At 71.1% G+C, this 21,802-nt stretch carries 18 protein-coding genes; 17 read left to right on the top strand and 1 reads right to left on the bottom strand.

Features of this window, described 5'->3' with window-relative positions:
• Window positions 1-53: 53 nt before the first annotated feature.
• The 17 genes from ACZ51D_RS06615 (at window position 54) to ACZ51D_RS06535 (ending at window position 21,331) form a co-directional block, all read left to right on the top strand.
• Window positions 54-608: a NuoB/complex I 20 kDa subunit family protein gene (locus ACZ51D_RS06615; protein WP_360494507.1), complete on the top strand. Its 555-nt coding sequence runs from the start codon at window positions 54-56 to the stop codon at window positions 606-608.
• Window positions 605-1,318, top strand: coding sequence for an NADH-quinone oxidoreductase subunit C (locus ACZ51D_RS06610; protein ID WP_465616549.1), 714 nt, complete (start codon window positions 605-607; stop codon window positions 1,316-1,318). The genes ACZ51D_RS06615 and ACZ51D_RS06610 overlap by 4 nt, the downstream gene beginning before the upstream one ends.
• Window positions 1,318-2,649 carry an NADH-quinone oxidoreductase subunit D gene (locus ACZ51D_RS06605; RefSeq protein ID WP_465616551.1) on the top strand — a complete coding sequence of 444 codons (1,332 nt, stop codon included), beginning with the start codon at window positions 1,318-1,320 and terminating at the stop codon, window positions 2,647-2,649. Before ACZ51D_RS06610 ends, ACZ51D_RS06605 begins: the two co-directional genes overlap by 1 nt.
• Complete coding sequence (nuoE, locus tag ACZ51D_RS06600; RefSeq protein ID WP_465661396.1) at window positions 2,646-3,506, top strand: NADH-quinone oxidoreductase subunit NuoE; 861 nt, start codon at window positions 2,646-2,648, stop codon at window positions 3,504-3,506. Before ACZ51D_RS06605 ends, nuoE begins: the two co-directional genes overlap by 4 nt.
• Window positions 3,506-4,867: an NADH-quinone oxidoreductase subunit NuoF gene (nuoF, locus tag ACZ51D_RS06595; protein WP_360494498.1), complete on the top strand. Its 1,362-nt coding sequence runs from the start codon at window positions 3,506-3,508 to the stop codon at window positions 4,865-4,867. Before nuoE ends, nuoF begins: the two co-directional genes overlap by 1 nt.
• Window positions 4,864-7,449, top strand: coding sequence for an NADH-quinone oxidoreductase subunit G (locus tag ACZ51D_RS06590; protein WP_465661394.1), 2,586 nt, complete (start codon window positions 4,864-4,866; stop codon window positions 7,447-7,449). The genes nuoF and ACZ51D_RS06590 overlap by 4 nt, the downstream gene beginning before the upstream one ends.
• Window positions 7,446-8,774: an NADH-quinone oxidoreductase subunit NuoH gene (gene nuoH, locus ACZ51D_RS06585; RefSeq protein ID WP_360494495.1), complete on the top strand. Its 1,329-nt coding sequence runs from the start codon at window positions 7,446-7,448 to the stop codon at window positions 8,772-8,774. Before ACZ51D_RS06590 ends, nuoH begins: the two co-directional genes overlap by 4 nt.
• 6 nt (window positions 8,775-8,780) lie before the next feature.
• Window positions 8,781-9,410, top strand: coding sequence for an NADH-quinone oxidoreductase subunit NuoI (gene nuoI, locus ACZ51D_RS06580; protein WP_360494492.1), 630 nt, complete (start codon window positions 8,781-8,783; stop codon window positions 9,408-9,410).
• Window positions 9,407-10,339: an NADH-quinone oxidoreductase subunit J gene (locus ACZ51D_RS06575; protein WP_465661392.1), complete on the top strand. Its 933-nt coding sequence runs from the start codon at window positions 9,407-9,409 to the stop codon at window positions 10,337-10,339. The genes nuoI and ACZ51D_RS06575 overlap by 4 nt, the downstream gene beginning before the upstream one ends.
• Window positions 10,336-10,635 (top strand): NADH-quinone oxidoreductase subunit NuoK, encoded by a 300-nt coding sequence (nuoK, locus tag ACZ51D_RS06570; RefSeq protein WP_030235394.1) that lies wholly within the window; start codon window positions 10,336-10,338, stop codon window positions 10,633-10,635. The genes ACZ51D_RS06575 and nuoK overlap by 4 nt, the downstream gene beginning before the upstream one ends.
• A 14-nt stretch (window positions 10,636-10,649) precedes the next feature.
• Window positions 10,650-12,563, top strand: a complete 1,914-nt coding sequence (gene nuoL, locus ACZ51D_RS06565) for an NADH-quinone oxidoreductase subunit L (RefSeq protein ID WP_360494486.1) — start codon at window positions 10,650-10,652, stop codon at window positions 12,561-12,563.
• 34 nt (window positions 12,564-12,597) lie between these two features.
• A complete protein-coding gene (locus tag ACZ51D_RS06560) occupies window positions 12,598-14,217 on the top strand; it encodes an NADH-quinone oxidoreductase subunit M (protein ID WP_360494483.1) in 1,620 nt (539 codons plus the stop codon).
• Window positions 14,214-15,851, top strand: coding sequence for an NADH-quinone oxidoreductase subunit NuoN (gene nuoN / locus ACZ51D_RS06555; protein WP_360494480.1), 1,638 nt, complete (start codon window positions 14,214-14,216; stop codon window positions 15,849-15,851). The genes ACZ51D_RS06560 and nuoN overlap by 4 nt, the downstream gene beginning before the upstream one ends.
• 311 nt (window positions 15,852-16,162) lie before the next feature.
• A complete protein-coding gene (locus ACZ51D_RS06550) occupies window positions 16,163-17,173 on the top strand; it encodes a polyprenyl synthetase family protein (protein WP_360494477.1) in 1,011 nt (336 codons plus the stop codon).
• Between the two features lie 203 nt (window positions 17,174-17,376).
• Window positions 17,377-18,039 carry a response regulator transcription factor gene (locus ACZ51D_RS06545; protein WP_360494474.1) on the top strand — a complete coding sequence of 221 codons (663 nt, stop codon included), beginning with the start codon at window positions 17,377-17,379 and terminating at the stop codon, window positions 18,037-18,039.
• A 233-nt stretch (window positions 18,040-18,272) separates the two neighbouring features.
• Window positions 18,273-20,270, top strand: a complete 1,998-nt coding sequence (locus tag ACZ51D_RS06540) for a 2-oxoacid:acceptor oxidoreductase subunit alpha (RefSeq protein ID WP_465661389.1) — start codon at window positions 18,273-18,275, stop codon at window positions 20,268-20,270.
• Complete coding sequence (locus ACZ51D_RS06535) at window positions 20,267-21,331, top strand: 2-oxoacid:ferredoxin oxidoreductase subunit beta (RefSeq protein WP_465661387.1); 1,065 nt, start codon at window positions 20,267-20,269, stop codon at window positions 21,329-21,331. The genes ACZ51D_RS06540 and ACZ51D_RS06535 overlap by 4 nt, the downstream gene beginning before the upstream one ends.
• An 83-nt stretch (window positions 21,332-21,414) precedes the next feature.
• Here the strand turns inward: ACZ51D_RS06535 and ACZ51D_RS06530 are convergent, their stop codons facing one another.
• Entirely contained in the window at window positions 21,415-21,795 is a 381-nt protein-coding gene (locus ACZ51D_RS06530; RefSeq protein WP_465616564.1) for a VOC family protein, read from the bottom strand.
• Window positions 21,796-21,802 lie beyond the last annotated feature (7 nt).

The following is a 21,802-nucleotide window of genomic DNA, read 5'->3' as shown; positions in this document are numbered from 1 at the left end:
AAGCCCGAACGGGCGGACGTACCAGAGGACTTGAGGGCATTGAGAGGGATCTGATGGGAATCGAGGAGAAGCTGCCGAGCGGCTTTCTGCTCACGACCGTGGAGACGGCCGCCGGCTGGGTGCGCAAGGCGTCACTCTTCCCGGCCACCTTCGGTCTGGCCTGCTGCGCGATCGAGATGATGACCACCGGTGCCGGCCGCTACGACCTGGCCCGGTTCGGCATGGAGGTCTTCCGGGGCTCCCCCCGGCAGGCCGATCTGATGATCGTGGCGGGCCGGGTGAGCCAGAAGATGGCACCGGTGCTGCGCCAGGTGTACGACCAGATGCCCAACCCCAAGTGGGTGATCTCGATGGGCGTCTGCGCCTCCTCCGGCGGGATGTTCAACAACTACGCGATCGTGCAGGGCGTCGACCACATCGTCCCGGTGGACATCTACCTGCCCGGCTGTCCGCCCCGTCCGGAGATGCTGATGGACGCGATCCTGAAGCTGCACGACAAGATCCAGCACGAGCCGCTGGGCGTGAACCGGCGCCGGGCCGAGGAGCTCGGCGAGGCGCTCGCCCTGCAGGCCACCCCGATCAGCGAGATGCGGGGGCAGCTGCAATGAACGAGCAGGTACCCGAGACCCGCCGGGACCAGCCGGTCCGCGAGATCCCGGTCGAGGTGGTCGGCCGCCGTCAGGGCATGTTCGGCGCCAAGGACAGCGGCGACACCTCCGGCTTCGGCGGTCTGGCGGCCCCGATCGTGCTGCCCGGCCCGAGCGAACGCCCGTACGGCGGCTGGTTCGACGAGGTCGCCGACGAGCTGGAGGGCGCCCTGGAGGAGCAGGGCCTGGACCCGGCCGAGGTGATCGAGAAGACCGTGGTCGACCGCGGTGAACTCACCTTCCACGTGGACCGCGCCCACCTGCTGAAGACCGTCCGCGTCCTGCGCGACGACCCGGCGCTGCGCTTCGAACTGTGCCTGGGCGTGAGCGGCGTGCACTACCCCGGGGACAAGGGCCGCGAGCTGCACGCGGTCTACCACCTGCGGTCGATCACCCACGGTCGGCTGATCCGGCTGGAGGTCACCGCGCCCGACGCCGACCCGCGCGTCCCCTCCGTGGTGAGCGTCTACCCGACCAACGACTGGCACGAGCGCGAGGTCTACGACTTCTTCGGCCTGGTCTTCGACGGCCACCCGGCGCTCACCCGGATCATGATGCCGGACGACTGGCTGGGCCACCCGCAGCGCAAGGACTACCCGCTCGGCGGCATCCCCGTCGAGTACAAGGGCGCCCAGATCCCGGCTCCCGACCAGCGGAGGTCGTACAGCTGATGGACACTCAGCACTACGAGGAAGCAGACGCCCGCGAGACCACCGAGGGCCGGGTCTTCACCGTCACCGGCGGCGACTGGGGCGAGGTGGTCGAGGCGATCGGCCGGGCCGACGACGAACGCATCATCGTCAACATGGGCCCCCAGCACCCGTCCACCCACGGCGTGCTGCGGCTGATCCTGGAGATCGACGGCGAGACAGTGAAGGAGGCCCGCTGCGGCATCGGCTACCTCCACACCGGCATCGAGAAGAACATGGAGTTCCGCAACTGGGTCCAGGGCACCACCTTCGTGACCCGCATGGACTACCTGACCCCGCTGTTCAACGAGACCGCCTACTGCCTGGCGGTCGAGAAGCTGCTCGGCATCACCGGCGACGTCCCGGAGCGGGCCAACGTCGTCCGCGTGATGATGATGGAGCTCAACCGGATCGCCTCGCACCTGGTCTGCCTGGCCACCGGCGGCATGGAGATCGGCTCCACCACTCTGATGATCTACGGCTTCCGGGACCGCGAGCTGATCCTGGACGTCTTCGAGCTGGTCACCGGCCTGCGTATGAACCACGCGTACGTGCGCCCCGGCGGCCTCGCCCAGGACCTGCCGCCCGGCGCCGTCGACCAGATCCGCGAGGCGGTCAAGGTCTTCCGCTCCCGGATGCACGAGTACGACAAACTCGCCACCGGCAACCCGGTGTTCAAGGCCCGGCTGGTCGACGTCGGCTTCCTGGACCTGCCCGGGTGCCTGGCCCTCGGCGCCACCGGCCCGATCCTGCGCGCCACCGGCCTGCCGCACGACCTGCGCAAGACCGACCCGTACTGCGGCTACGAGGACTACGACTTCGAGGTCGCGGTCGCCGACAGCGCGGACTCCTACGGGCGCTTCCTGATCCGCCTGGAGGAGATGAAGCAGTCGCTGCGGATCGTCGAGCAGTGCCTGGACCGGCTGCGCCCGGGGCCGGTGATGGTGGCCGACAGGAAGATCGCCTGGCCCGCCCAACTGGCCGTCGGCCCGGACGGGATGGGCAACTCCCTCGACCACATCCGCAAGATCATGGGCACCTCGATGGAGGCCCTGATCCACCACTTCAAGCTGGTCACCGAGGGCTTCCGGGTCCCGGTCGGCCAGGCGTACGCGGCGGTCGAGTCACCCAAGGGCGAGCTGGGCGTGCACGTGGTCAGCGACGGCGGGACGCGCCCGTACCGGGTCCACTTCCGGGACCCGTCGTTCACCAATCTGCAGACGATGGCGGCGATGTGCGAGGGCGGCCAGGTGGCCGACGTGATCGTCGCGGTGGCCGGGATCGACCCGGTGATGGGAGGCGTGGACCGGTGACCAACGTCGAACTCGGACTGCCGGCGCTGCCGGCCGCACCGTACCCCGAGGAGGTGCACGCCCGGCTGGCCTCCGACGCCGCCGAGCTGATCGCCCGCTACCCGCAGTCCCGCTCGGCGCTGCTGCCGCTGCTGCACCTGGTGCAGGCGGAGGAGGGCTTCGTCAGCCGGACCGGGATCCGGTTCTGCGCCGAGCAGTTGGACCTCACCACCGCCGAGGTCACCGCCGTCGCGACCTTCTACACCATGTACCGGCGGCGCCCGGCCGGGAAGTACCACGTCGGGGTCTGCACCAACACCCTGTGCGCGGTGCTCGGCGGCGACCAGATCTTCGCCGAGCTCCAGGAGCACCTGGGCATCGGCAACAACGAGACCACCGAGGACGGCGAGGTCTCGATCGAGCACATCGAGTGCAACGCGGCCTGCGACTACGCGCCCGTGGTGATGGTCAACTGGGAGTTCTTCGACAACCAGTCCCCGGAGAGCGCCCGGCAGCTGGTCGACGACCTGCGCGCCGGTCGTGAGGTCCGGCCCACCCGCGGCGCCCGGCTGTGCGGTTTCAAGGAGACCGCCCGGATCCTGGCCGGTTTCCCGGACGAGCGCCCGGGCGCCAACGACGAGTCCGGCGCCGGCGGGGCACCCTCCCTGGCCGGTCTGCGGCTGGCCCGCGGCGAGGCCCTGCCCGGCACCCCCGGCACCAGGGTCGTCTCACCCCGCCACGAACCGCCCCGCGAGGAACCGCCGCACACCGAGGCGTCCCGCGAGGAACCGCCGCACACCGGCGAGTCCCGCGACGAGCTGCCGCACACCGACGCGCCCCGCACCGAGGGCACCGGCCAGGAAGGGAGCGAGGCGTGATGACCTCCGCCGAGCCGGCCGAGAAGCTGCTCACCCCCGTCCTGTCCGACTCCTGGGACGACAGCCGTCCCTGGACGCTCGACACCTACCGCCGCCACCACGGCTACGAGGGCCTCAAGGCCGCCCTCGCCATGCCCCCGGACGACGTGATCGCCCTGGTCAAGGACTCCGGTCTGCGCGGCCGCGGCGGCGCCGGCTTCCCCACCGGCATGAAGTGGCAGTTCATCCCGCAGAACGACGGCAAGCCGCACTACCTGGTGGTCAACGCGGACGAGTCCGAGCCGGGCACCTGCAAGGACATCCCGCTGCTGTTCGCGAACCCGCACTCCCTCATCGAGGGAATGATCATCGCCTCCTACGCGATCCGCTGCGACCACGCGTTCATCTACCTGCGCGGCGAGGTCGTCCCGGTGCTGCGCCGGCTGCACGCGGCGGTCGCCGAGGCGTACCGGGCGGGCCTGCTCGGCCGGAACATCCTCGGCTCCGGCGTCGACCTCGACATCACCGTGCACGCCGGCGCCGGCGCGTACATCTGCGGCGAGGAGACGGCGCTGCTGGACTCGCTGGAGGGCCGCCGCGGCCAGCCCCGGCTGCGGCCCCCGTTCCCGGCGATCGCCGGCCTGTACGCCTGCCCGACGGTGGTCAACAACGTCGAGTCGATCGCCTCGGTGCCGCCGATCCTGGCCCGCGGCAAGGAGTGGTTCAAGGGCCTGGGCACCGAGAAGTCCCCCGGCTTCACGCTCTACTCGCTCTCCGGGCACGTCACCAACCCCGGCCAGTACGAGGCCCCGCTGGGCGTCACGCTGCGCCAGCTGCTCGACCTCAGCGGTGGCATCCGCGCCGGGCACCGGCTGAAGTTCTGGACCCCGGGCGGCTCGTCCACCCCGATGTTCACCGACGAGCACCTCGACGTCCCGCTGGACTACGAGGGCGTCGGCGCGGCCGGCTCGATGCTCGGCACCAAGGCGCTGCAGGTCTTCGACGAGACCACCTGCGTGGTGCGGGCGGTCACCCGCTGGACGGAGTTCTACGCCCACGAGTCCTGCGGCAAGTGCACCCCCTGCCGGGAGGGCACCTACTGGCTGGTCCAGCTGCTCAAGCGGGTCGAGGCGGGCGAGGGTGTCGAGGGGGACCTGGAGAAGCTCCTCGACATCGCGGACAACATCAACGGCAAGTCCTTCTGCGCGCTGGGCGACGGTGCGGCGAGTCCGATCGTCTCCTCACTGCAGCACTTCCGGGCCGAGTACGAGCAGCACCTGGCCGAGCGCCGCTGCCCGTTCGACCCGGCCGCCTCCACCGTCTGGGCCGACGGCCCCCGCCCCGGCCACCAGTCCGCCACCGAAAGGGAGGTGCACGCGTGACGATCACAGAGCCAACCGCCTCCACGGGAGACAAGCCCGCGGTCGAACTGGTCACGCTCACCATCGACGGCGTCGAAGTGCAGGTCCCCAAGGGGACGTTGGTGATCCGGGCGGCCGAGACCGTCGGCACCCAGATCCCGCGCTTCTGCGACCACCCGCTGCTCGACCCGGCCGGCGCCTGCCGCCAGTGCATCGTCGAGATCGAGGGCCAGCGCAAGCCGGTCGCCTCCTGCACGATCCCGGTGGCCGAGGGCATGGTGGTGCGCACCCAGCTCAGCTCGCCGGTGGCGGAGAAGGCGCAGCGCGGCGTGATGGAGCTGCTGCTGATCAACCACCCGCTGGACTGCCCGGTCTGCGACAAGGGCGGCGAGTGCCCGCTGCAGAACCAGGCGATGAGCAGCGGCGCCGCCGACTCCCGCTTCGAGGGCATGAAGCGCACCTACGAGAAGCCGGTGCCGATCAGCAGCCAGGTGCTGCTGGACCGCGAGCGCTGCGTGCTGTGCGCGCGTTGCACCCGTTTCTCGCAGCAGATCGCCGGGGACCCGTTCATCGACCTGGTGGAGCGCGGGGCGCTGCAGCAGGTCGGCACCGGTGAGGGGGACGACTTCGAGTCGTACTTCTCCGGGAACACCATCCAGATCTGCCCGGTGGGTGCGCTGACCTCGGCGGCCTACCGGTTCCGCTCGCGCCCCTTCGACCTGGTGTCCTCGCCGAGCGTGTGCGAGCACTGCTCGGCGGGCTGCGCGCAGCGCACCGACCACCGGCGCGGAAAGGTGCTGCGCCGGCTGGCGGGCGAGGACCCGGCGGTGAACGAGGAGTGGAACTGCGACAAGGGCCGTTTCGCCTTCCGGTACGCCCAGCAGCGGGACCGGCTGACCACCCCGCTGGTGCGGGTGGACGGCGAACTGGTGCCGGCCTCCTGGCCGGAGGCGCTGGCGAAGGCCGCCGAGGGCCTGCGCGGCGCCCGGACGGGCGTGCTGGCCGGCGGCCGGGTCACGGTCGAGGACGCGTACGCGTACGCCAAGTTCGCGCGGGTGGTGCTGGGCACCAACGACGTGGACTTCCGGGTCCGCCCGCACAGTGGCGAGGAGGCGGAATTCCTGGCCGCGGCCGTGGCCGGGCGGGGCATCGACGTGGACGGCGACGGCCTGACCTACGAGCTGTTGGAGCAGGCGCCGGCGGTGCTGCTGGCGGGCTTCGAGCCGGAGGAGGAGTCGCCGATCGTCTTCCTGCGGCTGCGCAAGGCGGTCCGCGGCCGCGGCCAGAAGGTGTTCTCGGTGGCCGCGTTCGGCTCCCGGGGCCTGGCCAAGCTGCGCGGCGCGCTGCTGCCGGCCGCGCCGGGCACCGAGCCGGAGTGGCTCGCGGCGCTGGCGGCGGACGAGCCGCTGAGCGACGACGCGGGCCGGGCGGCCGAACTGCTGCGCACGCCCGGCGCGGTGATCATGGTGGGCGAGCGGCTGGCCGCCGTGCCGGGCGCGTTGACGGCGGTGCTGCGGCTGGCGCACGCGACCGGCGCGCGGCTGGCGTGGGTGCCGCGCCGCGCGGGTGAGCGCGGGGCCGTGGAGGCGGGTGCGCTGCCGGGCTTGCTGCCCGGTGGCCGTCCGCTGGCCGCTCCGGGGGCGCGGGCCGAGGCGGCCGCGCTGTGGGGCGTGGCGGAGCTGCCCTCCAAGCCGGGCCGGTCCACCGACCAGATGCTGGCGGCGGCCGCGCAGGGTGAGTTGGACGCGCTGCTGGTCGGCGGCGTGGACCCGGACGACCTGCCGGACCCGGCGCTGGCCGACGAGGCGCTGGCGGCGGTCCCGTTCGTGGTGTCGCTGGAGCTGCGGCCCTCCGCGGTGACGGCGCGGGCGGACGTGGTGCTGCCGGTGGCGGCGGTGGCGGAGAAGGCCGGCACCTTCCTGGACTGGGAGGGCCGGGTGCGGATGTTCGAGGCGGCGCTCAAACCGGACCAGCAGATGGGCCGGCACCTGGAGTCGGACCTGCGGGTGCTGAGCATGCTGGCGGACGCGCTGGGCCACCGGCTGGGCCTGCCCGACGTTCGGGCGGCGCGGCTGGAGCTGGACGGTTTCACCCCCTGGGAGGGCGACCGCGCGGCGGACCCGGCGGCGCACCCGGGCCTGCTGCCCCGTCCGGCCACCGGCCAGGCGGTGCTGGCGGGTTGGCGTTACCTGCTGGACAACGGCGTGCTGCAGCAGGGCGATCCGCACCTGGCGGGCACCCGGCACCGGGCGGTGGCCCGGATCTCCGCCGAGACGGCGAAGGAGGTCGGCGCCGAGGCGGCCGCCGGGCTGCGGCTGACCGGCCCGGCCGGCTCGCTGACCCTGCCGCTGGAGGTCACCGACTCGATCCCGGACCGTACGGTCTGGATCCCGCTCGACTCCACGCCGGGCGGCGCCCACCGCGCGCTCGGCACCACTGTCGGCCACCTGGTCACGATCGCCGCGGCCGAGGTCGAACCCGAGCCGGCGGCACAGGCCCAGGCGGCACAGGCTCAGGCGGCACAGGCTTCGGTGGCGCAGGCCCCGGCCGACACGGCCGCGGACGAAGCTGACACGACCGCGGGCGAAGGGGAGGACCGATGACTCCGCAGCCGTACGAGACGCTCCACTTCTTCGGCCAGGACCCGTGGTGGCTGGTCCTGCTGAAGGCGGTGTTCTGCTTCGCCTTCCTGGTCCTGACGGTGCTGATCGCGATCGTCTGGGAGCGCAAGGTGGTGGCCTGGATGCAGCTGCGCATCGGGCCGAACCGGCACGGGCCGTGGGGCCTGCTGCAGTCCCTGGCGGACGGCGTGAAGCTGGCGCTGAAGGAAGACCTGGTGGTCAAGGGCTCGGACAAGGTGGTCTACATCCTGGCCCCGATCGTCTGTGCCATCCCGGCCTTCATGGCCTTCGCGGTGATCCCGTTCGGCCCGGCCGGCAACGAGGTGTCGATCTTCGGCACCCGGACGCCGCTGCAGCTGACCGACCTCCCGGTGGCCCTGCTGTACATCCTGGCGACGGCCTCGGTGGGCATCTACGGCATCGTGCTGGCCGGCTGGTCCTCCGGTTCGACGTACCCGCTGCTGGGCGGGCTGCGCTCGTCCGCGCAGATGATCAGCTACGAGATCGCGATGGGCCTGTCCTTCGCGGCGGTGTTCATCTACTCGGGCTCGATGTCGACCTCGGAGATCGTGGCGCACCAGCAGACGACCTGGTTCGCGGCGCTGCTGCCGGTGTCGTTCATCGTCTACATCATCTCGATGGTCGGGGAGACCAACCGGGCGCCGTTCGACCTCCCGGAGGCCGAGGGCGAGCTGGTCGGCGGCTTCAACACCGAGTACTCCTCGCTGAAGTTCGCGATGTTCATGCTGGCCGAGTACGTGAACATGGTGACGGTCTCGGCGGTGGCCTCGACCCTCTTCCTGGGCGGCTGGCGGGCCCCGTGGCCGGTCTCGACCTTCTGGGAGGGCGCCAACCACGGCTGGTGGCCGATGCTGTGGATCACGCTGAAGATCCAGCTGCTGCTGTTCTTCTTCATCTGGCTGCGCGGCACGCTGCCCCGGCTCCGCTACGACCAGTTCATGAAGCTGGGCTGGAAGGTGCTGATCCCGGTCTCGCTGGTGTGGCTGGTGCTGATCGCGAGCGTGCGGGCGCTGCGCAACGAGGGCTACGGCTTCGGCGAGGTGGTGCTGTACGTGGGCGCCCCGGTCGGGGCGGTCCTGTTGCTGGCGCTGCTGTGGGACTTCCTGAGGAAGCAGCCGGAGCCCGAAGAGGCCCCGCCGAAGGGCGAGTTCGACCCGATGGAGGGCGGCTACCCGGTCCCGCCGCTGCCGGGCCAGGTGCTCCCGCCGGTACCGCGCAGGCGTAGCCGCGCCCCGAAGCAACTCCAGGACGCCCTCAACGGGGCCGACCATTCCGAAGGGAGCTGAACCGCGATGTCGTCCGACAAGTCCGACCAGTCTGACCAGTCCGACCGTACGGACCGGCCCGAGCGGGCCGACCGGCCGTCGATCCTCGGTCCGGCCGCCGGCTTCGGCGTGACCTTCAAGGCCATGTTCAAGAAGCGGCTCACCGAGCAGTACCCGGAGCAGAAGAAGCCCACCGCTCCGCGCTTCCACGGCCGCCACCAGCTGAACCGGCACCCGGACGGCCTGGAGAAGTGCGTCGGCTGCGAGCTGTGCGCGTGGGCGTGCCCGGCCGACGCGATCTACGTGGAGGGCGCGGACAACCGGGACGAGGAGCGCTACTCGCCGGGCGAGCGCTACGGCGCGGTCTACCAGATCAACTACGCCCGCTGCATCCTGTGCGGGCTGTGCATCGAGGCCTGCCCGACCCGCGCGCTCACCATGACCAACGAGTACGAGCTGGCCGACTCCTCCCGGCGGGACCTGATCTTCACCAAGGAGCAGCTGCTGGTGGGCCTGTCCGAGGGCATGGTCGACACCCCGCACGCGATCTTCCCGGGCACCGACGAGGGCGCGTACTACCGGGGCGAGATCACCGCGGCCGCGCCGGGGACGGTGCAGCAGGAGCGCACCGACCGGGAGAAGGAGGCGCAGCAGTGAACGGGTCCCTGATCCTCGAAACCGGTAGGACCCTGGCGGCGACGGGGACGACCTCCACCGGCGAGGCCGTCCAGTTCTGGGTGCTCGCGGTGATCGCGGTCGGCGGCGCGCTCGGCATGCTGCTGATGAGGAAGGCCGTGCACAGCGCGCTGTGCCTGGCGGCCACCATGATGGCGCTGGCGGTCTGTTACATGGCCCAGGGCGCGGTGTTCCTGGGCGTGGTGCAGATCGTGGTCTACACCGGCGCGATCATGATGCTGTTCCTGTTCGTGGTGATGCTGGTCGGCGTCACCAGCGAGGACTCCCTCAAGGAGCAGCTGAAGGGCCAGCGGTTCGCCGCGGTGCTGTGCGGGCTGGGCTTCGGCGTGCTGCTGATCGCCGGGATCGCCAACGCCAAGCTGGACCACTTCACCGGGCTGGCCGAGGCGAACGCCGAGGGCAACGTGCCGGGCCTGGCCCGGCTGATCTTCACCCGCTACGTGTGGGCCTTCGAGGTCACCGGCGCGCTGCTGATCACCGCGGCGATCGGCGCGATGGTGCTGACCCACCGCGAGCACGTGAAGGCGCCGAAGACGCAGCGCGAGTTGGCGGCGCAGCGGGTCATGGACAACATCCAGCTGCCGCCGCTGCCGGCGCCGGGCGTGTACGCGCGGCACAACGCGGTGAACGTGCCGGGTCTGCTGCCGGACGGCACGATCGCGGAGGACTCGGTGATGGCGACGCTGCGCGAGCGCGGCCAGATCCGGGACGTCAGCCAGGCGATGGTGCAGCGGATGGCGGAGCTGGAGAACAGCACGGCGGACTGGCTGGGCCGTCCGTCCTCCGAGCGGCCGGTGGTGACCGGTCCGCGCAAGTCGCTGGAGCCGGTGCCCAACCACGAGGCGGCGAACGGCGAGAACGGCCGGACGGACCAGGAGGGCGCGGAGTGAACCCGGTCAACTATCTGTACCTGTCGGCCCTGTTGTTCACCATCGGCGCGTCCGGGGTGCTGATCCGGCGCAATGCGATCGTGCTGTTCATGTGCGTGGAGCTGATGCTGAACGCCTCGAACCTGGCGCTGGTGACCTTCTCCCGGATGCACGGGACCCTGGACGGTCAGATCATCGCGTTCTTCACGATGGTGGTCGCGGCGGCCGAGGTCGTGGTCGGCCTCGCCATCATCGTCTCCATCTTCCGGACCAGGCACTCCGCTTCGGTCGACGACAGCAACCTGATGAAGCTGTAGGCGGAGGGCCCTCGGTGAACTCTCTCATTCCGCTGCTGGTGGCGGCTCCGCTGGCCGGCGCCGCCCTGCTGCTGCTCGGCGGCCGGGCGCTGGACCGGTTCGGCCACTGGCTGGCCACCGCGCTCGCGGCGCTCTCGTTCGGCTTCGGCCTGGCGCTCTTCTCCGACATGCTCGGCCGTGACGCCGAGCACCGGGCGGTCACCAAGCACCTGTTCAGCTGGATCTCGGTGAACGGCTTCCAGGCCGACATGACCTTCCAGCTCGACCAGTTGTCGATGACCTTCGTCCTGCTGATCACCGGCGTCGGCACGCTGATCCACCTCTACTCGGTCGGCTACATGGCGCACGACGAGCGCCGGCGCCGCTTCTTCGCGTACCTGAACCTGTTCCTGGCCGCCATGCTGCTGCTGGTGGTCGCCGACAACTACCTGGTGCTGTACTTCGGTTGGGAGGGCGTGGGCCTGGCCTCGTACCTGCTGATCGGCTTCTGGCAGCACAAGCCGAGCGCGGCGACGGCGGCCAAGAAGGCGTTCATCGTCAACCGGGTCGGCGACATGGGCCTGTCCATCGCGATCATGCTGATGTTCGCCGAGTTCGGCTCCTTCGCCTTCGGCCCGATCCTCGGTTCGGAAGGCGCAGTCGGCGGCGCGCACCAGGCGAGCGAGGGCAAGCTGACGGCGATCGGCCTGATGCTGCTGCTGGCAGCCTGCGGCAAGTCGGCCCAGGTGCCGCTGCAGTCCTGGCTCGGCGACGCCATGGAGGGCCCGACCCCGGTGTCGGCGCTGATCCACGCGGCCACCATGGTGACCGCCGGCGTCTACCTGATCACCCGCTCCTCGGCGATCTTCGACCTGGCGCCGGACGCCCAGACCGCCGTGGTGGTGGTCGGTGCGGTCACGCTGCTGTTCGGTGCGATCGTCGGTTGCGCCAAGGACGACATCAAGAAGGCGCTGGCCGGCTCGACCATGTCGCAGATCGGCTACATGGTGCTGGCGGCCGGGCTCGGCCCGATCGGCTACGCCTTCGCGATCATGCACCTGGTGACCCACGGCTTCTTCAAGGCCGGGCTGTTCCTCGGCGCCGGGTCGGTCATGCACGGCATGAACGACGAGGTGAACATGCGTCACTACGGTGGCCTGCGCAAGTACATGCCGGTCACCTTCGTCACCTTCGGCCTCGGCTACCTGGCGATCATCGGCTTCCCGGGCCTGTCCGGGTTCTTCTCCAAGGACAAGATCATCGAGGCGGCCTTCGCCAAGGGCGGCACCGAGGGCTGGATCCTCGGCCTGTGCACCCTGGTCGGCGCCGCCGTCACCGCGTTCTACATGACCCGGGTGATGGTGCTGACCTTCTTCGGCGAGAAGCGCTGGCAGCCGGACGAGGACGGCAACGCCCCGCACCCGCACGAGTCGCCGAAGACCATGACGATCCCGATGATCCTGCTGGCCTTCGGCTCGGTCTTCGCGGGCGGGCTGTTCGCCTACAACGACTCGTTCCTGAAGTGGCTGGAGCCGGTCACCGGGTACGCGGAGGGCAACTCGCCGCTCACCCCGCTGACCGTCACCCTGCTGACCACGGCCTGCATGCTGGCCGGCGTCGCCCTCGCGTACCTGATGTACGGGCGCGCGCCGGTCCCGGTGGTGCCGCCGGTCGGCTCCCCGCTCACCCGGGCCGCCCGCCGCGACCTGCTGCAGGACGACTTCAACCACGCCGTGCTGGTACGGCCGGGCTCGGCCCTCGCCGCGACCCTGGTCTTCTTCGACAGCCGCGGCCTGGACGGCCTCGTCAACGGCCTGGCCGCCACGATCGGCGGCCTGTCCGGCCGGCTGCGGCGGGTCCAGAACGGCTACGTCCGCTCGTACGCGCTCTCCATGTTCGGCGGCACGCTGGTGCTGGTCGCCATGACTCTCCTGATGAGGTCCGTGTAATGACTCGTCCTGATACTCGTTGGGGGGTCCCGTCATGAGCGTGTTGTTGAGTGCCACCTGTGCCGTCCCGGCAGCCGGGGCGGTGCTGACCGCGGCCCTGCCCGCCGGGTCGACCGAGGCCCGGCGCAAGACCACCAAGGCCGTCGCCCTGGGCGTCTCGGCCGTCACCCTGGTGCTGGCCGCCGTGGCGGCGACCCGGTTCGACCCGCACGGCGACCGCTACCAGCTGACCGAGTCGTACAGCTGGATCCGTTCCTTCGGCATCACCTTCTCGCTCGGCGTGGACGGCATCGGCGCCGTCCTCGCCCTGCTCACCGCGGTCCTGGTGCCGATGGTGATGCTCGCCTCCTGGCACGACGCCGACCCGGGACCGGCCAAGCCCGACGGCACCTTCGAGAACAGGCGCCGCACCCAGGCCTTCTTCGCCCTGATCCTGGCGGTGGAGGCGATGGTGATCGTCTCCTTCTACGCCACCGACGTCTTCGTGTTCTACGTGTTCTTCGAAGCCATGCTGATCCCGATGTACTTCCTGATCGGCGGCTTCGGCGACCGGGCCGGCGGCCCCGATTCGTCGCGTCAGCGCTCGTACGCGGCCGTGAAGTTCCTGCTCTACAACCTGCTCGGCGGCCTGGTGATGCTGGCCGCCGTGATCGGCCTGTACGTGATCGCGCAGGACCAGGGCTTCGGCACCTTCGACCTGCAGACCCTCACCTCGGCGATCGCCGACGGGAGGCTGCAGCTGTCCGGCACCGCCGAGAAGGGGCTGTTCCTGGGCTTCTTCTTCGCCTTCGCGGTGAAGGCCCCGCTGTGGCCGCTGCACACCTGGCTGCCGAACGCGATGGGCGAGAGCACCGCCGGCACCGCGGTGCTGATCACCGCGGTGGTGGACAAGGTCGGCACCTTCGCGATGCTGCGCTTCTGCCTCGGGCTGTTCCCGCACGCCTCGAAGACCTTCGCTCCGGCGATCCTGGTCCTCGCGCTGATCGGGATCGTCTACGGCGCGCTGCTGGCGGTCGGCCAGAAGGACATCAAGCGGCTGGTCGCCTACGCCTCGATCTCGCACTTCGGCTTCATCATCATGGGCATCTTCGCCCTGACCAGCCAGGGTCAGAGCGGCGCGACCCTCTACATGGTCAACCACGGCCTCTCCACGGCGGCGTGGATGCTGGTGGCCGGTTTCCTGATCTCCCGCCGCGGCTCGCGGCTGATCGCCGACTACGGCGGTGTGCAGAAGGTCGCCCCGGTGCTCGCCGGGACCTTCCTGATCGGCAGCCTGGCCACCCTGTCGCTGCCCGGCCTGGCCCCGTTCGTCAGCGAGTTCCTGGTGCTGGTGGGCACCTTCACCCGCTACCCGGTGATCGGGATCATCGCGACCTTCGGCATCGTGCTGGCCGCGCTGTACGCCCTGCTGCTGTACCAGCGCACCATGACCGGCCCGGTGAAGGAGGGCGTGCGGGCGATCCCCGACCTCAAGGCCCGCGAACTCGCCGTGGTCGCCCCGCTGGTGGCGCTGACCGTCCTGTTCGGCGTCTACCCCAAGCCGCTCACCGACCTGGTCAACCCCTCGGTGAACGCGACGCTCTCGCAGGTCCACGAGACCGACCCGGCACCGGCCCACCCGGTCGCCGCCACCCCAGGAGGTGAGCAGAAGTGAACGCCACCGCAGTGCTCGCCGCCGCCGGCGGCAACACCCCCAGCATCCCGGCGCCGCACATCGAGTACGGTCAACTCTCCCCGATGCTCGTGGTGTTCGGCGCCGCCGTGGCCGGCATCCTGGTGGAGGCCTTCGTGCCCCGCCGGTACCGGCACTGGACGCAGGTGACGCTCGCCCTGGCCGGGCTGGTCGGCGCCTTCGTCGCCGTGGTGGTGCTGGCCGTGCAGAGCCACGGCTTCACCCGGATCGACCTGCTGGCCATGGAGTCGGTCGCGCTGGACGGCCCGGCACTGTTCCTCCAGGGCGTGATCCTGCTGGCCTCGGTGGTCGCGGTGCTCACCTACGCCGAGCGGAAGCTGGAGCCCAAGGCCGGCGGCCTGCCCGCCGACGCCTTCGCCGCCCAGGCCGCCGCCACCCCCGGCGGCGAGCAGGAGCGGGCGGCGGTCCGGGCCGGCTTCGCCACCAGTGAGGTCTTCCCGCTCACCATGTTCGCGGTCGGCGGCATGCTGCTGTTCCCCGCCGCGAACGACCTGCTGACCATGTTCGTGGCGCTGGAGGTCTTCTCCCTGCCGCTGTACCTGCTGTGCGCCCTGGCCCGGCGCCGTCGGCTGCTCTCCCAGGAGGCGGCGGTCAAGTACTTCCTGCTCGGCTCCTTCGCCTCGGCGTTCTTCCTGTTCGGCACCGCGCTGCTGTACGGCTACGCCGGCAGCGTGAAGCTCGGCGACATCGGGGACGTCATCTCCGGCAAGGCGATGACCACCCCCGCGCAGCTGAGCAGCACCCAGAGCGACGTGCTGGTACTGACCGGCCTGGCGATGCTGGCGGTCGGCCTGCTGTTCAAGGTCGCCGCGGTGCCCTTCCACTCCTGGACCCCGGACGTCTACCAGGGCGCGCCGACCCCGGTGACCGGCTTCATGGCGGCGGCCACCAAGGTCGCGGCCTTCGGGGCCTTCCTGCGGCTGTTCTACGTGGCCTTCCCGGGCCTGCGGCTGGACTGGCGGCCGGTGATGTGGGGCGTGGCCATCCTCACCATGGTGGTGGGCGCGGTGCTGGCGGTGACCCAGCAGGACGTGAAGCGGCTGCTGGCGTACTCCTCGATCGCGCACGCCGGCTTCATCCTGACCGGTGTGATCGCCGTCAACAAGCAGGGCATCTCCTCGGTGTTGTTCTACCTGCTGGCGTACTCCTTCGTGACGCTCGGCGCGTTCGCGGTGGTCACCCTGGTGCGCGACTCCAAGGGCGAGGCGACCCACCTGTCCAGCTGGGCCGGGCTGGGGCGGCGCTCGCCGCTGGTGGCCGCGGTGTTCGCGCTGTTCCTGCTGGCCTTCGCCGGGATCCCGCTGACCTCCGGCTTCACCGGGAAGTTCGCGGTCTTCCAGGCCGCGGCGAGCGGCGGGGCGACACCGCTGGTGATCGTCGGTGTGCTGAGCTCGGCGGTGGCCGCGTTCTTCTACATCCGGGTCATCGTGCTGATGTTCTTCTCGGACCCGCAGCCCGGCGGGCCCACGGTGGCGATCCCGAGCGCCTTCACGGCGACCGCGATCGGGATGGGGGTCGTGGTCACGCTGGGCCTCGGTCTGCTGCCGCAGTACTTCCTCGACCTCGCGTCGAAGGCCTCACTGTTCGTGCGCTGACCCTCCGAGCCCACCGCTCCCGACCAGGGCCCGTCCGGGCCGCGCCCCGCCCGCGCGGCCCGGACGGGTCTTTGTCGCCCGCCGGCGCCGGAGCGGCCCCGGCGACTCTCCCGCCTTTATTTCCACCCGAATTCACCCCCACCGCCGCACGGCCCGCACAGCCGCCCTGACCAGGGCATCCGGCCCGATCCTGACAGGATCCGCACGCCCGTGCAGTGATCCACTCGCGACCGGATACCCTGCCTGTATGGCCAGCGGCGGCACTCAGGGACCAGGCCGCTAGATCGACCAGGGACAGAGGAGTGGTCTTCGTGACCGTCGTGGAACCCTTCGGGCTCAGCGTGCAGGACCGCGACCTGACCCGGGACATCCAGGTCGGCCTGGACGCGGTGGAGGCGGCGCTCGGCGAGGCCGTCAAGAGCGACGTCCCCTTCATCACCGTCACCGCCAGTCACCTCCTCGAGGCCGGCGGCAAGCGCTTCCGTCCGCTGCTCCTCCTGCTGGCCGCCCAGTTCGGCGACCCGGGCGCACCCGGCGTGGTGCCGGCCGCCGTCGTCGTCGAGCTGACCCACCTGGCCACGCTGTACCACGACGACGTCATGGACGAGGCCCCGGTGCGCCGAGGCGCCCCCAGCGCCAACTCCCGCTGGGACAACTCGGTCGCCATCCTCACCGGAGACTTCCTGTTCTCCCGCGCCTCCCAGGTGCTGGCCGACCTCGGCCCGGAGGCCGTGCGGATGCAGGCCGAGGCCTTCGAGCGGCTGGTCACCGGCCAGATCCTGGAGACCCGCGGCCCCGGCCCGGAGATGGACCCCCTGCTGCACTACCTGGACGTGCTGGAGGGCAAGACCGGCTCACTGATCGCCGTCTCCTGCCGGATAGGAGCGCTGATGGCCGGCGCCGAGCCCGCGCTGGTGGACACCCTCGGCGAGTTCGGCGAGCGGATCGGCATCGCCTTCCAGCTGGCCGACGACGTGCTCGACATCTCCAGCGACGGCCACGAGTCCGGCAAGACCCCCGGCATCGACCTGCGCGAGGGCGTGCCGACCCTGCCGACCCTGCTGCTGCAGCAGATGCCGGCCGACCCGGCGGACCCGGACGACACCCGGCTGCGCGAACTGCTCACCCAGGACCTCTCGGACGACGAGCCGCACGCCGAGGCGCTGCGCCTGATGCGGGCCCACCCCGCGCTGGAGCGCGCCCGCGCCGAGACGCTGCGCCGGGCCGAGGAGGCCCGGGCGCTGCTCGCCCCGCTGCCGGACTGCCCGGCGAAGGCGGCCCTGGAAGGGCTCTGCGACGCGGTGGCCATCCGCACCATGTGACGCGGCTTCCCGGCATCATCGGCCCGGTCCTCGGCGGAAGCCGCGGGCCGGGCCGATCGGGTTTCCGGGCCGCGCGACCGGCTTTCCGGGCCGGGCACGACCGGCTTCCGGGAGGGGCGCGACCGGCTTTCCGGGCCGGGCACGACCGGCCCCCGGGATGGGGGAGACTGGCCTGTGTCAGCTCACCCAGCCGGAAGGTCGCCATGCGTCGCGTCGTCATCGCCGAGGACTCCGTACTGCTGCGGGAGGGACTGACCCGGCTGCTCACCGATCGCGGTCTGGAGGTGGTCGCGGGTGTCGGGGACGGCGAGGCCCTGGTGAAGACCATCCACGACCTGGCCGCTGCCGACGCGCTGCCCGACGTCGTGGTCTCCGACGTGCGGATGCCTCCGAGCCACACCGACGAGGGCCTGCGCGCCTGTGTCGAGCTGCGCGGCCGCTACCCGCAGCTGAACGTGCTCGTGCTGTCGCAGTTCGTGGAGGAACGTTACGCCTCGGAGCTGCTGGCCGGATCCACCCGGGGTGTCGGCTACCTGCTGAAGGACCGGGTCGCCGAGGTGCGCGAGTTCGCGGACGCCGTGGTCCGGGTCGCCGAGGGCGGCACCGCGCTGGACCCCGAGGTGGTGCAGCAACTGCTCAGCCGCAGCCGCAAGGGCGATGTGCTGGCCAACCTCACGCCGCGCGAGCGCGAGGTGCTCGGACTGATGGCCGAGGGCCGCACCAACGCCGCGGTGGCCAAGCAGCTGGTGGTCTCCGACGGAGCCGTCGAGAAGCACGTCAGCAACATCTTCCTCAAGTTGGGCCTGGCCCAGAGCCCGGAGGACCACCGCCGGGTACTGGCCGTACTGACGTACCTCAACTCCTAGCCGGGAGCCCCGACTGCCGCCGGAGCGCCGGGTACGGCCGCCGGATTCGGAATGATCTCCGGCGGTCGGACGTTCTTGCTCGTGTGCGGTACGGACGCGGGTCGGTGATTTCCCGCCGCACGCGGGAGTTCCGTCCTTGGCCGACTCCACCCGCATAGGATGCGGGAGGTGCACCAGGCGGACGGGGCACGGGGCCGCGCCCGCAGGTGGTGTGCCCTAGGAGGTCCGCGGCAGTGACCAGTCAGGTCGATCAGTCAGAGGCAGTGGACGGCTCGGACGGCGACGAGGCCCGTGCCGGGAGCGGCGAGGCGCGCCCCGGTCCGAGCGTGCCCGCCGGCCCACCCGCCTCGGGCGGCCCGGCACCCGGCCGAGCCAAGCCGATCCGCAGACTCGACCGGGTGATCATCCGTTTCGCCGGCGACTCCGGGGACGGCATGCAGCTCACCGGTGACCGGTTCACCTCGGAGACGGCGTCCTTCGGCAACGACCTGTCCACGCTGCCGAACTTCCCCGCCGAGATCCGTGCCCCCGCCGGCACCCTCCCGGGCGTGTCGTCCTTCCAGCTGCACTTCGCCGACCACGACATCCTGACCCCGGGCGACGCCCCGAACGTGCTGGTCGCGATGAACCCGGCCGCGCTGAAGGCGAACCTGCCGGACCTGCCGCGCGGCGCGGAGATCATCGTCAACACCGACGAGTTCACCAAGCGCGCGCTGGCGAAGGTCGGTTACCCGGCCGACCCGCTCACCGACGGGTCGCTGGACGGCTTCCACCTGCACAAGGTGCCGCTGACCACGCTGACCGTGGAGGCGCTCAAGGACAGCGGTCTGGCGCGCAAGGACGCGGAGCGGGCGAAGAACATGTTCGCCCTGGGCCTGCTGTCCTGGATGTACCACCGGCCCACGCACGGCACCGAGTCGTTCCTGCGCAGCAAGTTCGCGAAGAAGCCGCAGATCGCCGAGGCGAACATCCACGCCTTCCGGGCCGGCTGGAACTTCGGCGAGACCACCGAGACCTTCGCGGTCTCCTACGAGGTGTCGCCGGCCAAGCTCCCGGCCGGGCGCTACCGCAACATCTCCGGCAACCTCGCCCTGTCCTACGGGCTGATCGCCGCCGGACAGCGCTCGGGCCTGCCGCTGTACCTGGGCTCGTACCCGATCACCCCGGCCTCGGACATCCTGCACGAGCTGAGCAAGCACAAGAACTTCGGGGTGCGCACCTTCCAGGCGGAGGACGAGATCGCCGGGATCGGTGCCGCGCTCGGCGCCGCCTTCGGCGGGGCGCTCGGCGTGACCACCACCTCCGGGCCCGGCGTGGCGCTCAAGAGCGAGACGATCGGCCTGGCGGTCTCGCTCGAACTGCCGCTGCTGGTCGTGGACATCCAGCGCGGCGGCCCGTCCACCGGTCTGCCGACCAAGACCGAGCAGGCGGACCTGCTGCAGGCCATGTTCGGCCGCAACGGCGAGGCGCCGGTGCCGATCGTGGCCCCGGCCACGCCCGCGGAGTGCTTCGACGCGGCGCTGGAGGCGGCCCGGATCGCGGTCACCTACCGCACCCCGGTCTTCCTGCTGTCCGACGGCTACCTGGCCAACGGCTCGGAGCCCTGGCGGATCCCCGACGTCGACGAACTGCCCGAGATCGACCCGCAGTTCGCGACCGGCCCGAACCGCGAGGACGGCGCCTTCTGGCCGTACCTGCGGGACCCGCGGACGCTGGCCCGGCCCTGGGCCCAGCCCGGCACGCCCGGCCTGGAGCACCGGATCGGCGGCATCGAGAAGCAGGACGGCACCGGGAACATCTCCTACGACCCGGCCAACCACGACTTCATGGTCCGCACCCGGCAGGCCAAGGTCGACGGCATCACCGTCAAGCCGGTCGAGGTGGACGACCCGACCGGCGACGCCCGGGTGCTGGTCCTCGGCTGGGGCTCGACGTACGGGCCGATCACCGCGGCGGTGCGCCGGGTGCGAGCGGACGGCGGCGAGGTCGCCCAGGCGCACCTGCGCAACCTCAACCCCTTCCCGGCCAACCTGGGCGCGGTGCTGAGGAGTTACGAGAAGGTCATCGTGCCCGAGATGAACCTCGGGCAGCTCGCCCTGCTGCTGCGGGCGAAGTACCTGGTGGACGCCGAGTCCTACAACCAGGTGCGCGGACTGCCCTTCAAGGCGGCCCAGTTGGCGGACGTGCTGTGGGCCGCGATCGGCACCCTGGACGAGGAGGACCACCGATGAGCGAGCGGAGCGAGCGAGGCTTCCCGTCCCTGCGGCTGGTGCCCAAGGACGAAGCGCCGCAGAGCGCACGGGACTTCAAGACCGACCAGGAGGTGCGCTGGTGCCCCGGCTGCGGGGACTACGCGATCCTGGCGGCGGTGCAGGCCTTCATGCCGGAGCTCGGCATCAGACGGGAGAACACGGTCTTCGTCTCGGGCATCGGCTGCTCCTCGCGTTTCCCGTACTACATGAACACTTACGGGGTGCACTCGATCCACGGGCGGGCGCCGGCCATCGCGACCGGGCTGGCCACCGCGCGCCAGGACCTCAGCGTGTGGGTGGTGACGGGTGACGGTGACGCGCTGTCGATCGGCGGCAACCACCTGATCCACGCCCTGCGGCGGAACGTCAATCTGAAGATCCTGCTGTTCAACAACCGGATCTACGGCCTCACCAAGGGCCAGTACTCGCCGACCAGCGAACTCGGCAAGATCACCAAGTCCACGCCGATGGGCTCGCTGGACGCACCGTTCAACCCGCTGTCGCTGGCGCTCGGCGCCGAGGCCACCTTCGTCGCGCGCACCATCGACTCCGACCGCCGGCACCTGCAGTCGGTGCTGCGGGCGGCGGCCGAGCACGAGGGCACGGCGCTGGTCGAGATCTACCAGAACTGCAACATCTTCAACGACGGCGCCTTCGAGGTGCTGAAGGAGCCCGGCACCCGGGACGAGGCGCTGATCCGGCTGGAGCACGGGCAGCCGATCCGCTTCGGCGCAGAGGGCGCCAACGGCGTGTTCCGGGGCCCGGACGGCGAACTGTTCACCGCGCCGGTCACGGCGGCGAACGAGACGGACGTGCTGGTCCACGACGCGCACGCGGCCGGCCCGGCCACCGCCTTCGCGCTCTCCCGGATCGCCGACGCGGACACCCTGCACCACACGCCGATCGGTGTGCTGCGCAGCGTCGAGCGGCCCGTCTACGACGAGTTGATGGCGAGCCAGCTGGCCACCGCCGCCGCCCACCGCGGCCCGGGCGACCTGGCCGCGCTGCTGGCGGGCAACGACACCTGGACGGTGGACTGACCGTCCCCGGTACGCGTCGGCGCCCCTCGTCCCGGCCGGGACGAGGGGCGCCCGTTGTTCCCGGTTACTGCTTGGTTTCGCGGTTACTGCTTGGCCCACTCGACCAGTTCGATCACGACCCCGTTCGGGTCGGCGACCTGGAACAGCTTCTCGCCCCACGGCTCCTCACGCAGCGGCAGGGTGATCGCGACCCCCTCCTCGCGCAGCCGCCGCTCCTCGGCGGCGATGTCCTCGACGACGAACGCCAGGATCACGCCGTCCGCGACCCGGTGGCGCTGGTCCTCCGGCAGGACCTCCAGGCCGCGCCGCAGGTAGACGACGTTGACCCCGCCGCCCGGGTGATTGAGCGAGACGAAGCCGTCGGCCGACATCTCCTCGCCGTAGCCGAAGTGCTCCCGGAGGAACGCGGCGGAGGCGGTGACGTCCTCGACGGTCAGGGCGACGGTGGTGGCGGTGATCTGCAAGGCGGGA

It is taken from the genome of Kitasatospora sp. NPDC033851, assembly GCF_055576085.1.
This window is presented reverse-complemented; position numbering and strand designations above follow the sequence as displayed.

Excerpts from the sequence above, each read along its gene's own strand:
- ACZ51D_RS06615 (WP_360494507.1), top strand. The coding sequence starts at position 54 with ATGGGAATCGAGGAGAAGCTGCCGAGCGGCTTTCTGCTCACGACCGTG.
- ACZ51D_RS06610 (WP_465616549.1), top strand. The coding sequence starts at position 605 with ATGAACGAGCAGGTACCCGAGACCCGCCGGGACCAGCCGGTCCGCGAG.
- ACZ51D_RS06605 (WP_465616551.1), top strand. The coding sequence starts at position 1,318 with ATGGACACTCAGCACTACGAGGAAGCAGACGCCCGCGAGACCACCGAG.
- nuoF (WP_360494498.1), top strand. The coding sequence starts at position 3,506 with ATGACCTCCGCCGAGCCGGCCGAGAAGCTGCTCACCCCCGTCCTGTCC.
- nuoH (WP_360494495.1), top strand. The coding sequence starts at position 7,446 with ATGACTCCGCAGCCGTACGAGACGCTCCACTTCTTCGGCCAGGACCCG.
- nuoI (WP_360494492.1), top strand. The coding sequence starts at position 8,781 with ATGTCGTCCGACAAGTCCGACCAGTCTGACCAGTCCGACCGTACGGAC.
- ACZ51D_RS06560 (WP_360494483.1), top strand. The coding sequence starts at position 12,598 with ATGAGCGTGTTGTTGAGTGCCACCTGTGCCGTCCCGGCAGCCGGGGCG.
- ACZ51D_RS06545 (WP_360494474.1), top strand. The coding sequence starts at position 17,377 with ATGCGTCGCGTCGTCATCGCCGAGGACTCCGTACTGCTGCGGGAGGGA.
- ACZ51D_RS06535 (WP_465661387.1), top strand. The coding sequence starts at position 20,267 with ATGAGCGAGCGGAGCGAGCGAGGCTTCCCGTCCCTGCGGCTGGTGCCC.